The organism is Marinobacter sp. C7 (assembly GCF_022343555.1).
Taxonomy (GTDB): domain Bacteria; phylum Pseudomonadota; class Gammaproteobacteria; order Pseudomonadales; family Oleiphilaceae; genus Marinobacter.
In genome coordinates this window covers 772,595-786,131 of the sequence record NZ_JAKQZH010000001.1, presented here as the reverse complement: position 1 = coordinate 786,131, position 13,537 = coordinate 772,595, and the positions used below count along the sequence as shown (strand labels likewise).

18 protein-coding genes are annotated in these 13,537 nt (G+C 59.3%); 6 read left to right on the top strand and 12 right to left on the bottom strand.

The window, feature by feature from the left end; translation table 11 throughout:
- The 5 genes from MD273_RS03695 to MD273_RS03675 form a co-directional block, all read right to left on the bottom strand.
- A complete protein-coding gene (locus tag MD273_RS03695) occupies positions 1 to 831 on the bottom strand; it encodes an FAD/NAD(P)-binding protein (RefSeq protein WP_239036420.1) in 831 nt (276 codons plus the stop codon).
- Positions 828 to 1,298 (bottom strand): cyclic nucleotide-binding domain-containing protein, encoded by a 471-nt coding sequence (locus MD273_RS03690; protein ID WP_239036419.1) that lies wholly within the window; start codon positions 1,296 to 1,298, stop codon positions 828 to 830. Before MD273_RS03690 ends, MD273_RS03695 begins: the two co-directional genes overlap by 4 nt.
- Positions 1,295 to 2,431 carry a 4Fe-4S dicluster domain-containing protein gene (locus MD273_RS03685; protein WP_239036418.1) on the bottom strand — a complete coding sequence of 379 codons (1,137 nt, stop codon included), beginning with the start codon at positions 2,429 to 2,431 and terminating at the stop codon, positions 1,295 to 1,297. Before MD273_RS03685 ends, MD273_RS03690 begins: the two co-directional genes overlap by 4 nt.
- Positions 2,432 to 2,515: 84 nt before the next feature.
- Positions 2,516 to 2,746, bottom strand: a complete 231-nt coding sequence (locus MD273_RS03680) for a ChaB family protein (RefSeq protein ID WP_239036417.1) — start codon at positions 2,744 to 2,746, stop codon at positions 2,516 to 2,518.
- A 71-nt stretch (positions 2,747 to 2,817) separates the two neighbouring features.
- A complete protein-coding gene (locus MD273_RS03675; protein WP_239036416.1) occupies positions 2,818 to 3,141 on the bottom strand; it encodes a hypothetical protein in 324 nt (107 codons plus the stop codon).
- A 170-nt stretch (positions 3,142 to 3,311) separates the two neighbouring features.
- Between MD273_RS03675 and MD273_RS03670 the strand changes: the two genes are divergently transcribed.
- A complete protein-coding gene (locus tag MD273_RS03670; RefSeq protein WP_239036415.1) occupies positions 3,312 to 4,250 on the top strand; it encodes a GGDEF domain-containing protein in 939 nt (312 codons plus the stop codon).
- A gap of 23 nt (positions 4,251 to 4,273) precedes the next feature.
- Here MD273_RS03670 and MD273_RS03665 read toward each other — a convergent pair whose 3' ends face one another.
- From MD273_RS03665 to MD273_RS03655, 3 genes are read right to left on the bottom strand one after another with little or no spacing between them, the layout of a single operon-like run.
- Complete coding sequence (locus tag MD273_RS03665; RefSeq protein ID WP_239036414.1) at positions 4,274 to 4,648, bottom strand: hypothetical protein; 375 nt, start codon at positions 4,646 to 4,648, stop codon at positions 4,274 to 4,276.
- The gene (locus MD273_RS03660; RefSeq protein ID WP_239036413.1) at positions 4,645 to 5,154 is read right to left on the bottom strand and encodes a shikimate kinase; all 510 of its coding nucleotides are present in this window, start codon (positions 5,152 to 5,154) and stop codon (positions 4,645 to 4,647) included. The genes MD273_RS03665 and MD273_RS03660 overlap by 4 nt, the downstream gene beginning before the upstream one ends.
- A 49-nt stretch (positions 5,155 to 5,203) precedes the next feature.
- A complete protein-coding gene (locus tag MD273_RS03655; protein ID WP_239036412.1) occupies positions 5,204 to 6,211 on the bottom strand; it encodes an Acg family FMN-binding oxidoreductase in 1,008 nt (335 codons plus the stop codon).
- A 106-nt stretch (positions 6,212 to 6,317) separates the two neighbouring features.
- Here MD273_RS03655 and MD273_RS03650 point away from each other — a divergent pair, with 106 nt between their 5' ends.
- Positions 6,318 to 6,977 (top strand): DUF2238 domain-containing protein, encoded by a 660-nt coding sequence (locus MD273_RS03650; RefSeq protein WP_239036411.1) that lies wholly within the window; start codon positions 6,318 to 6,320, stop codon positions 6,975 to 6,977.
- Between the two features lie 11 nt (positions 6,978 to 6,988).
- Here the strand turns inward: MD273_RS03650 and MD273_RS03645 are convergent, their stop codons facing one another.
- Together MD273_RS03645 and MD273_RS03640 are read right to left on the bottom strand one after the other, a co-directional pair.
- Positions 6,989 to 7,300, bottom strand: a complete 312-nt coding sequence (locus tag MD273_RS03645) for a hypothetical protein (RefSeq protein WP_239036410.1) — start codon at positions 7,298 to 7,300, stop codon at positions 6,989 to 6,991.
- A 62-nt stretch (positions 7,301 to 7,362) separates the two neighbouring features.
- On the bottom strand, positions 7,363 to 7,701 hold the full coding sequence (locus tag MD273_RS03640) for a hypothetical protein (protein WP_239036409.1): 339 nt from the start codon (positions 7,699 to 7,701) through the stop codon (positions 7,363 to 7,365).
- Between the two features lie 218 nt (positions 7,702 to 7,919).
- Here MD273_RS03640 and MD273_RS03635 point away from each other — a divergent pair, with 218 nt between their 5' ends.
- Positions 7,920 to 8,645 (top strand): response regulator, encoded by a 726-nt coding sequence (locus MD273_RS03635; RefSeq protein ID WP_239036408.1) that lies wholly within the window; start codon positions 7,920 to 7,922, stop codon positions 8,643 to 8,645.
- The gene (locus tag MD273_RS03630; protein ID WP_239036407.1) at positions 8,642 to 10,081 is read left to right on the top strand and encodes a sensor histidine kinase; all 1,440 of its coding nucleotides are present in this window, start codon (positions 8,642 to 8,644) and stop codon (positions 10,079 to 10,081) included. Before MD273_RS03635 ends, MD273_RS03630 begins: the two co-directional genes overlap by 4 nt.
- On the opposite strand, the gene MD273_RS03625 is transcribed toward MD273_RS03630, so the two are convergent.
- Positions 10,053 to 10,607: a Crp/Fnr family transcriptional regulator gene (locus tag MD273_RS03625; protein WP_239036406.1), complete on the bottom strand. Its 555-nt coding sequence runs from the start codon at positions 10,605 to 10,607 to the stop codon at positions 10,053 to 10,055. The genes MD273_RS03630 and MD273_RS03625 overlap by 29 nt on opposite strands.
- Positions 10,608 to 10,761: 154 nt before the next feature.
- Between MD273_RS03625 and arfB the strand changes: the two genes are divergently transcribed.
- Together arfB and MD273_RS03615 are read left to right on the top strand one after the other, a co-directional pair.
- Positions 10,762 to 11,175 carry an alternative ribosome rescue aminoacyl-tRNA hydrolase ArfB gene (gene arfB, locus MD273_RS03620; RefSeq protein WP_239036405.1) on the top strand — a complete coding sequence of 138 codons (414 nt, stop codon included), beginning with the start codon at positions 10,762 to 10,764 and terminating at the stop codon, positions 11,173 to 11,175.
- A 105-nt stretch (positions 11,176 to 11,280) separates the two neighbouring features.
- The gene (locus MD273_RS03615; protein ID WP_239036404.1) at positions 11,281 to 11,859 is read left to right on the top strand and encodes a sterol desaturase family protein; all 579 of its coding nucleotides are present in this window, start codon (positions 11,281 to 11,283) and stop codon (positions 11,857 to 11,859) included.
- A 37-nt stretch (positions 11,860 to 11,896) separates the two neighbouring features.
- On the opposite strand, the gene MD273_RS03610 is transcribed toward MD273_RS03615, so the two are convergent.
- Positions 11,897 to 13,432, bottom strand: a complete 1,536-nt coding sequence (locus MD273_RS03610; RefSeq protein WP_239036403.1) for a GGDEF domain-containing protein — start codon at positions 13,430 to 13,432, stop codon at positions 11,897 to 11,899.
- Between the last annotated feature and the right edge of the window lie 105 nt (positions 13,433 to 13,537).

Genomic DNA, 13,537 nt, shown 5'->3' with positions numbered 1-13,537 from the left:
CTAAAACTCCTTGAGGCTGAGAAGGCCCCGGACCCGATCAAAGGACACGACCGGTCCGTCCTTGCAGACAAAGGTTGATCCGAACTGGCAGTGACCACAATGTCCGAGCGCACACTTCATGTTTCGTTCCATGGACAGAAAAATCGCCTCGTCCTCGACACCCGCATCGCGCAACGCGTTGACCGTGAAGCGCATCATGATTTCCGGCCCGCAGACCATGGCCACGGTGTCCTCGGGATCGAAATCCAGCGTCGGGAGCAGCGCCGGAACCACCCCGATCTTGCCCTGCCAGTCACTGACAGCGTGGTCCACGGTAATCTGGACCTCCAGGTCCGCACGTTCACCCCATTCCGCCAACTCGCCGGCATAGAGGATATCCTCCGGACTCCGGGTGCCATACAGCAGGATCACGCGACCATACTTCTCCCGATGGTGCATGAGGTGGTAGATCGCCGGTCGGAGCGGGGCCAACCCCAGACCGCCAGCCACGATCAGCACATCGGAACCCTCCGCTGCCGCCATCGGCCATCCGACGCCAAACGGGCCACGCAAGCCAACCGTGTCGCCGGGCTGCAAAGCCACCAGTTTGTTGGAGACCGGCCCCACCCCCCGAACCGTGTGAACCAGCGCCGCCGTCTCTGAAGCGTCGCCACTGAGACTGATCGGGACCTCACCCACGCCGAAGACGTAAAGCATATTGAACTGCCCCGGCTGAAAAGACCGGCCACCCGTCTTTACCGGTTCCAGCTCCAGGGTCCAGACCGCGTCCAGCTCCTGCCATCGTCGCAGAACCCGCACGGGCTCGGGCACCATGAAATCCCTTGATGTCACGGGGACTGCTCCGGCGCAGCGTACACATCAAGAATCTGCATTTGTGTTGCCTGGAGCCGGCTGGTCAGAATCGGCAGCAGGCGCTTCAGCACTTCGTACCCCAGGGCGGGATCGTCATCACACTTCTTGCGCAGGCACCGGGCGTCCATGGCGATGGCGCGGGTCAGCGTGATAGCACGTGCATCGTAAGACCAGTGATAGGGCGGCAGAACCCAGGATACCCCGACCAGGTCACCGTCATGGAGCGTCTGAAAACTGACCGGGGGCTTGCCCGGCACCGCAATCTCCAGCCCAACCTGACCGTAACGGATCAGATACAGATAATCGGCGTCCCCGCCTTCGTGAAACAGGTACTCGCCGGGATTGAACCGGACATTGCGGGCACACCCGCACACCAGGTCACAAAACTCCCCATCGAGCCCGTGAAAGAACGGGTGTTCACACACAATCTGGGCGATGTTTTTCATTCCCTACCTCCCGATGAGACATCATCGTGGATGGCGCGCACCTCTTCCGTAATATCGATACCCACCGGACACCAGGTGACGCAACGCCCACATCCCACGCAACCGGAGGTGCCGAACTGATCCACCCAGGTAGCCAGCTTGTGGGTCATCCACTGGCGATAGCGGGACCGCGTCGAAGTCCGGACACTGCCGCCGTGAATGTAGGAGAAATCGGACGTAAAACAGGAGTCCCAGCGCTGACTGCGCTCTGCAGTCGCACCTTCCAGATCCGAGGTATCCTCCATCGTCGTACAGAAGCAGGTCGGGCACACCATGGTGCAGTTGGCGCAGCTCAGACACCGGTCGGCGACCTCCGCCCAGCGCGGATGCTCCAGGTTGTCCATCAGCAGAGCAGGAATCGCCGTCTGAGGCATGCTCCGCCCCATGTTGCTGCGGGTCCGTTCGACGACGGCCCTGGCGGCAACCAGATGCGCTTCAGTGGCGGGTTCCTGAGGAAGCTCCGCCAGGACCGCCTCCCCCTCTTCGGATCCAGAGCACACGAGAAAGGCATGATCCTCGCCATCGAGCAGTTCGGTCAGAACCAGATCGTAACCCTCACGAACGTCCGGACCGGTATTCATGCTGTCGCAAAAACAGGTACCACCGGCCTCTGAGCAGTTGAGCGCGACCAGAAAGGCCCGCTTGCGCCGGCTCTGGTAATGGGGATCCGCGTAGTGGCCCTGCAGCAACACCCGGTCCTGGATATCCATCGCCGCCAGCTCGCAGGCCCGCACCCCGAGGAAGGCGTATCGGGGCGGCTCGTCCCTGACCGGAACAAACCGCATCTGACCATCGTCACGCACCGCCTGCCACAGAGGTATGCGAGGGGGGTGCAGGAACCGTTTCCAGCTGTGAGGGCCTACGGCATATCCGAACAACGCCTCGTCCGAACGCCGCTTCAGCCGGTAGTGGCCACCGTCCTGTTCATCGGTCCAGCCAACGGGAAGCTCTTCAATGCCGGAGAGTGCGTCATACACGATGGCCTGGTCACGGAGCCTTGGCCCGATGACTTCATAACCTCGCGCGGTCAACACATCCAGCAGACACTGGAGTCCGTCCGGCGTAATGACCGACGCGTCTTCGTTATCGTCCATGCCAGAATCCTTTACCAAGTACGGTGAACCTGCAGGCCACCGAATCAATCCATGACGTAAGCTTTGGCAAGGTGGCGATCTCTGTCAATCACGATCTCGGACCCAGCGGTCCCCCTCCTTGTGATATTCCTGCTTGACCGCGGCCCAGGCCACTTTATGCGCCGTTTCCTCCCGGCTATCACTGCCCCGTCGGTCTTCGGGATCCCTGTACTGGTCCCACGCGGAATTGAAGGCCTTTCGGTAGATTTCCCGGGCATGCTCGGGCAGGCTGTTCCTGACGCTCTCGGGCAACTCGGAATTTCTGGCATAGGGCATATCAAAACCTCACTCGCGTCATCCTCCAATTACCACAGTCTAGAAGACTCAACGATGCCCGCCCGCCTTATTCAACCGAAGTAATCCTCCATCCAGTCGAAAAGCGTGCGGGCACTGACCTCGGCCAGGGGAACCTGCTGGAACGCATCACCCACTTCCTCGTCAATGGTAATGAACTGGTAAAGCAACATGCCAGGCGCCTCATCGTGGAGGATCAGAGTAATGCGCCGCCGTGTTCGCAGACAGTCAATGGTCATCGCATCCGCGGGGATGCCCGCGTCACGCATGCCACGGCGTACCTCTACCACCGGATTGATGTGCTGATGGGCGGCCTGAATGCGGGCATGGGCATCGCTGGCCATGTCCGACAGGGACTTGAGGGGATCTTCGGGCATAGAACGGCCTCGGTTGTCGCGGATACTTCGTAATTTTTGATTCCACAGGCATCTTACACCCTTCTCCCGACTACTTTTAACGCCGGATATGATCTATTGTTGGACGTGAATGGCTCTGCACCGGGCGCTACCCGGCGAGCTGTGCGCCCCTTCATACGCGGAACCGAAATATGGCAGAAGAGACTGTCAACCTGAGCGAAGACCACTCCGTCTATAAGACACTCCTGGAATCGACCAAAGCCATTCCCTGGAAGATCGACTGGAACACCATGCAGTTCGCCTACATCGGACCACAGATCGAGGAACTCCTGGGCTGGACCCAGGAAAGCTGGATCAGTGTCGAGGACTGGGCAACCCGGATGCATCCGGAAGACCAGGGCTGGGTCGTAGACTTCTGCGTTTCACAATCCCGGTGCGGGCTCGACCACGAAGCGGACTACCGGGCTCTGCACAAAGAGGGGCACTATGTCTGGATTCGCGATGTGGTGCATGTGGTCCGGGATGAGCAGGGCCAGGTCGATGCCCTGATCGGCTTCATGTTCGACATCAGCGACCGGAAGAAAACCGAAAACGAACTGGCTGCACTTCAGAAAAAACTGGAAGAGTATTCCTTCAAGGACGGACTAACCGGCGTGGCCAATCGCCGGATGTTCGATTCGGCGATGCAGGAGAATTGGGGGCACGCCGTACGGAACCGCCATCCCCTTTCGGTCATCCTGCTGGATATCGACAACTTCAAGCAGTACAACGACCTGCATGGTCACCTCCGGGGTGATGAGTGCCTCAAGCGGGTCGGTGCGCTGCTTGAGTCTGCCGCCAAGCGCCCCAGGGACTTCGTGGCAAGGTTCGGTGGAGAGGAATTCGTTATTATCCTGCCCGAAACCGATTCCGAATCTGCCATGAAGGTCGCGGAACGCTGCCGCAGCCTGCTGCATCAGGAACAGATCCCTCACGGAGGCAGTGACACCGGCCCAATGGTCACGGTCAGTGTGGGGGTCGGTACGCTGACACCAACCCGCGACGACAACATCCACGAGTTCCTGAGCCTCGTTGACGAACGTCTCTACGAAGCCAAGAACCGGGGCCGAAACCGTGTTGTGGCGGCCTGAGGAACCGAGCGCCGCCCTGTCCGCTAATCGACAAGCCCCGAGGTCGGAACCAGGCAATTCATCAGGGTAATCGACAGGTCCCGGAATACGGCGTCTGACGCAATGATACTCGGAAACCGGTCACGCACCTCACGGCGACAGGAAGACGACCGGGGCTTACTCTCCTTGACGCACTTCGAATGAGCATCCGTGCCCGCCCCCTGCCCGGTGGCTTGTTCGCACATCGACGGAATCTGACCGATCACCCAATCCACCGCCGTATTTCGGTCGACGGGATCTGTTGCAAGGTCAGCAAATCGGTTTGCGTCCACAGGCTCGGGCTGTTCCCGGGTCTGCTCCCATAGAACGACCGCCAGAGCGGCGGCAACGAGCGTGACAGTGACAACAGGAAACTTCATGTCAGGCACCTCTGGCAAATCTCATCTACCACGATCGCGTGATCGCCCTCGACCACCAGATCTGCATGCCGCAGGTAGAGCGCCTCGCGCTCCTCGAACAGCTCCTCGAGGCTCTGGTCCGGCCGACGGGCAATGCCCCGGGCGCTGTAATCCCCGATACGCCTGATAACCTCTTCGAGGGGAACCTGCAAAAACACCACCAGGGCATTTGAGCGCAGGTGCGCCATTGCCGGCTCGCTGTAGACTGCACTGCCCCCGGTACTGATCACACACCCTTCGACATCCAGATCCAGAAGCACCTGTTCTTCAATGGCTCGCAGAGCCAGGTAGCCCTCCTGGTCCACAATGTCCTGGAGCAAACGGCCAGCCCTCTCCTGGATCAGCAGATCCGTGTCGACAAAGCCCAGGCCCAGGTGCTTGGCGAGCAGTACGCCGCTGGTGCTTTTACCACTGCCGGGCATACCGATCAGGGCAATGTTCTTTTGGAACCCCGGAATACTGTACATTCAGATTTCGTCGCTTCTACAGGTTTTCGACATTATAACTGCCCGGGGCTCAGACCAGCACGTCCGCCAGTGGCCGGCGTAGTGATCTCGGGCATTCCGGGCCATGGCCGATGCGTATCACCAGGTCCGGCCGCCGGTCACCGATGCCGAGAAAACGCGCGAACTCCGGCCGCAATGCGCTGACTTCCACGGGTTGATTGATAAAGGCGGTGCGCAGACCAAGGGCCGCTGCCTGCAGCGCCATGCGCTCATAGCAGCGTCCCGCTTCGATCCAGTGGCGCTTGTCATCGACCTCGGAGTACAGGACTGCAATGGCGGAGGAGCTCTTGATGTTACGAAAATCCTTGAGGTTCTGGGCTTTCGCCGAAAATCCGAACTTCATTGCCAGTAACCCCAGCCATCGAGGCACCGAGGGACTGCCCATGACCGGGCCGTATAGCCCATCGCCCATGTGTGTCGCCTCGCCAGCACTGAAACGAATCCAGGATTTCAGTTCTTCGGCCCAGGCCTTATCCGCAAACTGGGCAAGGTTTCCTTCGGCGACGCAGCGGGCAACCTGCTCTTTCTGCTCCTCGCTGGTGATGAGCAGAATGGCAACGCCATCGCCAACGCCCGCCTCGGTCAGGAGCTCGATTTCCCTATCGGCCAGCGCACCCCCTTCGAATTCGACCCGACTGCATTGACGTTCGGGAATCGACTCAAAAAGGTCTGTCCTGACCGGAGTGGTTTCCTCAAACTCAATCTTCACGCCCGTGGTGGACGGGTCATACTCGGGACGCCCCTCAAGGCCAGCGGCCCGCCCGGCCTGCAGCAGATTCTCCAGGGCACAGCCAAGGCTTGCGTACAGGTGATGATCATCCGGGTCCACGGCCGGACACCGCCGTGACAAATCCGGCAGGATCCAGATCCGGCCCGGCTCTATCCGGAACTGCCAGGGCTGGGTGTTATGGCTGGAGGCCGCCAGGGTGGCATAGCGGATGATGGCCCGGTAACGGGCATCGCCACGGCCAAGATCGTGGTGCCGCCAGAGTTGATCTGCTTCATCCTTGTAGCTCATACATCCCCCTGTCAAAAGATCTGCTTACGGATTATCCACTGTAGAGGCCATCCGGCATAGTCATGTCATGCTAGGGTAAAGCCATTGCAGCCGCGAGACTTTGCCGATGCGCATCCGGATTACCCATCAGAGAATCACCGTCACCCTGCAGCTGGTCCTGCTGGCCGAAGCGATTTATGCGGTCTGGGGCCAACGCTGGTTCACCGCATTCCTTACCGGCATCATCATTCTGATTACCTTCTTCCCGGTGCTGTTCGAGCGGCGCTTCCGGATTCATATTCCTCCGGAGCTCCAGTTGGCAGCCATCGCTTTTGTGTTTGCTTCCCTGTTCCTGGGCGAGATACGCGATTACTACACGCGGTTCTGGTGGTGGGACATGGCGTTACACACCATGTCAGGGTTCCTGCTGGGGATCATCGGTTTTTTGCTGGTGCACATCATGAACGAAACCGAGAAGATTCAGGTGCATATGAAGCCGGGCTTTGTGGCCTTCTTTGCCTTCCTGTTTGCCCTGGGCATGGGGGCCCTGTGGGAGATCTTCGAATTTGCCATGGACACGCTCCTGGGCATGAACATGCAAAAACCCATGCTGGGTGACCCTTCCGGGCTGACCGACACCATGTGGGACCTGATCGTGGATGGCATCGGCGCGCTGGTGATCTCGTTCCTGGGATGGCGTTATCTGAAAACCCCCGGGGCGAGATCCTTTCTCGAGCGCTGGATAGACCGCTTCATAGAGCGAAATCCAAGGCTGTTCCGGCGTTAGAGCGCCCTCCGCTACCGGCTGAGCGGCTGGCAACCTCGCATTGCGAGCGCCAGGTTGGCACTGGCCTTGATCTGACCGTAGTACTTGGACGCCGTGTTAACGCCCATCTCGGCGTAATTTCCCGCGGTCGGGCTGATCAACCGGCTCAGTTGCGCCCAGGCACTGGCGGATTGCCTGTCCTGGCTGTAGGTGTCAAAAGCCTGATAGATCTCGTTGCAGGTGACACCATCGCCATCGGTTGCGGCGGAAGACACGTACGAGGAAGTCTGGCAGCCAGCCAACAGGGCGGCAGCAGCAACTGCAACGAGAAGGGACGGTTTCACGGGCGGTAATCTCCTGTATGTCGCTCATGGGATAGAGATAAGGCCCGTGATGTTAACAGAAACTACCGACGGGAACCGCGGACGGGTGCCCCATACTGGTTGAACTCCTGCTCGCGGATCAGGTTCTTTTCGGCATCCCGCAACTGCACCCGATAGGTACCATCCTCCGTTTCATCGACGGAAACGTTCACCCCGGGGCCAAACCGACGCAACGCCTGACCATAAGCCATGATGCGCATTTCCTCGGTGCTGTATTGTTTGAGATCAGCGTTCATGGGCTTGCCTTCGCGGCGGTGCTCGTAACGGTCGTCGTCCCAATAATCATCCGCGGACACCAACATCGGCGCACTGGCCAGCAAAGCTGCGGCAGACAGAGCGGCTATCGTAGTGATCTTTTTCATAATCGAACTCCTTGTTGAGTAAACCCCATGACGAAATGTCATTGCCGGTCGGAAATCATTCCACCAGCGAAACGTCGCAGAATTGTCCCGGCCAGGCGCCGGATTTGTCGCAAATTGTCTCAAGAGCCGGAATCGGGACGATTTTTGACAACCTCGCCCACAACTGGCCTGGGGCGTCCCCTATAATCGGGACAGACGTTTATCAGACGGAGTAACACGTGAGCACTACCCCCACGATTCTGGTGGTCGACGATCATCGAGACATTCGCGACCTGGTTGGCCGTTATCTGCAGGAACACGGGCTGCGAGTGCTGCTGGCCGATGGTGGTGACGCCATGAAGCGCCAGCTGAAAGATCACTCTGTGGATCTGGTCGTCCTCGACATCATGATGCCGGGAGATGACGGTCTGACCCTGTGCCGCTATCTGCGCGAACACACGGAACTGCCGGTCATCCTGCTGACGGCCATGAGCGAGGAGACCGACCGCATCGTCGGCCTGGAAATCGGCGCCGATGATTACCTGACCAAACCCTTCAACCCCCGGGAACTTCTGGCCCGCATCAAGGCGGTACTGCGTCGCACCACCGCGCTGCCGCCACAACGTAGCCCCATGGCCGGGCAACGCCTGTCTTTCGAAGGCTGGACTCTGGATGTCGACCGCCATCAACTGGTCGACCCTGACGGCGTCGAGGTATCGCTCAGCACCGCCGAATACAAACTGCTGCTGGCTTTCCTGGAGCACGCCGGTCGCGTGCTGTCCCGGGATCAGCTGATGGACCTGACCCTGGGCCGGGAAGCAGATGCTTTCGACCGAAGCATCGACAACCATGTCAGCCGGCTACGCCGGAAAATTGATCCGGATGCCCGCAATCCGAGACTGATCAAGACGATTTGGGGTGGCGGCTACCAGTGGATTGCCAGCGTGCAGGGACCCGGAAAATGAGGCTATGGCCCCGCCGTGCCGGCGGACAGTTGGCACTGTTGCTGGTGTTCGTGTTGCTTGCGGCCCAGGTCATCACCATTGCGATTCTGGCGGGAGAACGTCAGGGGGCCCTGCGCAGCGCAGGTCTCGAGCACGTCCTCCAGCGGGTAACGGATGCCTACACCCTGCTCGATACCACCGATCCGGAACGGCAGGAACGGATATTACGGGCCCTTGCCAGCCCCTCTTTGCAGCTTTCCATCGATCCTTCACCCTACCTGTCGGGGGACGAGACCCCCTCCCTCACGCGACAACTGGCCAGGGAGCTGGACCTGATGGCCGGGCAGGCACGGACAGCCATGGGATCTGAAGAAACGGAGTGTTTACCCGACCGCGAATCGGATCACGAGAAACGGGAGAAACACGACGATGACGACGAGCACCATGAGGATGACGACCATCGTAGGAAACGCCGGGACTGTCCTCCCATTCTGAGCGTTTCGCTGGGAATGTCGTCCGGGCAGTGGTTCAACATACGGGCCCAGCCGCCAGCTCCCTCGCTCCTGTGGTTGAAGGCGTCGCTCACCAGTGTAGGCATCACCGCTGTGCTTCTGACGCTTACGCTCCTGCTGGCGATCCGGCGCATCCTGCGACCGGTGAACGAGCTGAGCCAGGCGGCCCATGCCTTCGGTCGTGGTGAGAAAATAACTATTCCGGAGCGCGGGCCTGAGGATATCCGGGAAGTGACTCGTGCTTTCAACCGGATGCAGCATCAGGTCAGCCGAGCCCAGGAAGACCGGGAGCGACTGTTGGCCGCGCTTGCCCATGACCTGCGAACACCCATTACCTCCATGCGGCTGAGGGTGGAAATGCTGCCGGAAGGCGAAGACCGGGACCGGTTGCTGGATTCTCTGCGGGAGATGCAGCACCTGGCCGAGGCCACCCTCGACTTCATTCGCGGAAGCACCACCGAGCAACACCGGCGTTATGACCTCGCTACCCTGCTGGACAGCCTCTGTGACGATCTCCGGGAGATGGGCCTCGCGGTAGAGTGTGAGGACAGCCCGCGATGCGTACTCCAGGGCCAGCCCGAAGCGGTCAAACGTGCCATCCGCAACCTGATCGAGAATGCCGTGAAGTACGGACAGAAGGCGGATGTGAAGCTGGAAACCAGTGGTCAGGAGGCCGTGGTCACCGTCATCGATCAGGGCCCGGGCATACCGGAATCAGAACGGGACCAGGTGTTTCAACCCTTCTACCGCCTGGAACAGTCCCGCAGCCGCGACACCGGCGGTGCGGGTCTGGGGCTGGCCATCGCACGCACCCTGATTCGCGGAATGGGCGGGGACATCCGTCTCGACTCGGGGCCGGAAGGCAAGGGATTACAGGTTACCGTGACGCTGCCACTCGAGATCCCGAAGTCTGCAGCTACCTCTTCGGAACAGGCGCAGCACTGACCTTCTGCCGGGACTCCAGGTCCACCATATAGGCCCGGTGCAGCTGATTGTCCTTCTCCGCCAGCACCGAAGCCATACCGATGACGGCCCTGGCCATGCCGCGGGTAAGGTTAAGCAGGATCACACCGAAAGCCTCCGGCTGGTCATCATGCAGTTGGTGGAATTGTTCACAGGTGATTTCGACAACCACCGAGTCCACTTCGGCCGTTGTACGGGCCGGACGTTCTCGCAGCGCGATCATCGGCACAAAGCCCATGTCTTCACCCGGCTCATGACAACGGGCAATTGCCCACCCGCCGTCCGGTCTTGGCATAAAGGTGTTCATCCGACCGCTCAAGACGATGTAGAAGGTGTCGCTACGCTCCCCGGCATCGTAGATCATCTCCCCGGCATCCAGGTGGATCACCCTTCCATCAAGTAACAGGCGCATGATCACATCGTCCGGCAAAGCACCGAAAGTGGAGAGTTCATGAAAATAGGCCGGGCCCTGCTCCTGCCAATATTCCCGGGCATCGATCTCGCGCATGACGATGACCCCTTGAGCAACTGGCTGCTCATTCAGTATACACCCATATGGAACGCAAGATGGTTGCCTCATAGGCAGGGCACGGAGTCAGGATTCGGCTGGAGTCCCGTGCCCGAATATGGAGAATGGCCCTATTGATCTTCATGAGGCAGCCATGCTGAAAATTTCCAACAACGTCGAACTGGCCGATTGGGAAATCCAGATCTCCCAGATCCGCGCCCAGGGTGCAGGCGGCCAGAACGTCAACAAGGTCGCCACGGCGGTGCACCTGCGTTTTGATATCCCCCACTCCACCCTGCCGCCGTACTACAAGGAACGGCTCATGGCCCTGTCCGACCAGCGGATCAGCATGGAAGGCATTGTGGTTATCAAGGCGCAATCGTTCCGCACCCTCGAGCAGAACAAGGAGGACGCGCTCGAGCGTCTGAAGGAGCTGATCCAGAGCGCAGCAAGACCGCAGAAGGCCCGCCGGCCAACCCGTCCGACCAAGGGCTCGCAGCGGCGCCGGGTGGACCGGAAAACCCGGAAGGGCAAGATCAAGGCGCTTCGTGGCAAGGTGAAAGTCTGACTGTCTATTTCCGCCACCTGGCCCGAAAAGCTGACGTCAAACGGCAAAGGCTTTGGACACCGATGTGGCAGGATGGAAAATACCAGTCACACAGGAGACCGGCACATGATTGGTTTTCCCATCGCCCTGATCTTCGCCAATGGGGTGGAGTGGTACGCTCACAAGTACATCCTCCACGGAACACCGCGCCCCGGCAAGCCACGCTACAGCCCGTTCCCCACCTCCATGAAGAGCCACTGGCAACACCACAAGATTGTTCGCCAATCGGCATACCGGGATCAGGGCTACGAAGAAGGACTGGCCAACTGGCGTACACGGAATGAGGTAAAATCACTGCTCGCGCTTACCGCGGTCACGTCGCTGGCCCTGCCCGTGGCACCGTTTTTTACCCTGGGCACCTACTATGCAGCTGGCCACTATTTCTACGTTCACCGCCGTTCTCATCTGGACCCGGAATGGGGCAGACAAACCATTCCCTGGCACTACGACCATCACATGAATACCAATCAGGACGCCAACTGGTGTGTCACGCGGCCATGGTTCGATTACATCATGGGTACGCGGGTTATCGCCAATCCGGAGCTGGCAGAGTCCAACCCTCTGGGCATGCGGATTCCAGGGCTTCTGGAACGCCCCCTGAATGCGGTCTGCCAACGATTGCTTCCCGGCAGCATCGGAAGTTAGGACCTTACCGCCGAATCGGACCAGGCGCAGAGATTCTTCACGCTTCTCTGTCAGCAGCATGGAGGCGTGCAAGGCTCAACTCCGCCCTGTTCCGACCCTTCGCCTTCGCCCGGTAAAGTGCGTTATCCGCCTCTGACACGAGCCTGTCAAAACTGGTGCCGTGCCATTCCGAAATGCCTACAGACGCCGTCAGGGTGATTCGCTGGTCTTCGAACGACACTGCAACGGCCCGGATACAGTCGAGAAGCTTTTCACTCAGTCGCGTCAGATCCACCTGGTCAGAGTCCGGCACGATAATCATGAACTCCTCGCCACCCCAACGACCAAAACAATCGACCGATCTGATAGACGATCCGATGGCCTGGGCGAAAGCTTGCAGGCTTTGGTCCCCAACAGCGTGCCCATACCGGTCGTTTACCTGCTTGAAATGGTCAATATCCAGCAGGATGACTGCAAAAGGTCGCTGGCTACGCTCACTGCGTTTTACTTCATCCTCGCCAAGGTTTTTCATGTGCCGCCGGTTGGGAATTCCGGTCAGCTCATCGGTCAGCGCCAGTGATTGCAGACGCTGGTTTGCGTCGAACAACTCCCGGGTTCGCTGCCGCACCCTCTCTTCGAGCGCCTGATTAAGTTTATAGAGTTCGGAGAAAGCCTCGTGAAGCTTGCGTGATTTCCTGCGGTTCTGATGCACAAATGCCGCAACGTACAAAACCAGAACAACAAACAGCACAACGAATTCCTGGGCGAGCAATGCACTCTGGTCCTGGTGTTCACGGATAAAAGGACCAGCGCCGGCAGCAGTCGCGAAAGCAACGTAGAGTGCGACCGCAGTGACCAGAAACGAGGCTGCAAAAGGTCCGAACCGGATGGCTACCCATAGCGGTGCCGCGAGGACCACCAAAGGCGTCAGGACCAGATAGGCATCCGAATGCAGGTTCCAGGAGAAGACCAGGAAGCACGCAGCCAGACCGAATAGCCATGCCGCGCCCAGCTCGATCTGAGCTGGCAGCCGGAGGTGTGAAGCCCGGGGCTGTAACCCGGCACTGAACAGCATGTGAAGGAGTGGGGTCAGAACAACCAGCCCGGTCGCATCGCCAATCCACCAGAGACGCCAGAACGTGAGGAAAGGCGTGTCGCTGGTTAACAGAAAGGAATAGACAGATGCACCGCCAATGGCCGCGAGCGGAGCCGCAACAAAGAACGCCGTGACAAGGAAAACGCCGAGATCTTTGGGCTCATTCCAGTCGATATCTCTGGCGAGCCAATAACGTATCAGCCCGGCAGCAATCATACACTCGGCAATGTTAATGACGCCGAATAGCACTGCCTGGGTGACGGTAAATACCGGGACATCCGCCAACACTTCCGCGGCCATCACCGCCAAAAACAGGGGCCACCAGAGGCGTGGCGGCCGGCTCAGGAGCGCAGCCAGCAGAACGGCATTCGGGGGCCAGAGGACCACGATCCCACTATCAAGTGCCGCAAAATGAACGCCGACATAGGCGCCAAGATAGTAAAGCAACCCGGTGATGAGCGGGAAAAAAACAGTGTGGTATTGACTGAACAAGGTCACTCTCTCAGCCAAACTCCCTGTATATGAATAGAGCGGGCCAATACATCCTTATATCAGCTCGGCCAGTCAATCCAACATCATGAAAGAGAGGCAACTTTTTTATTA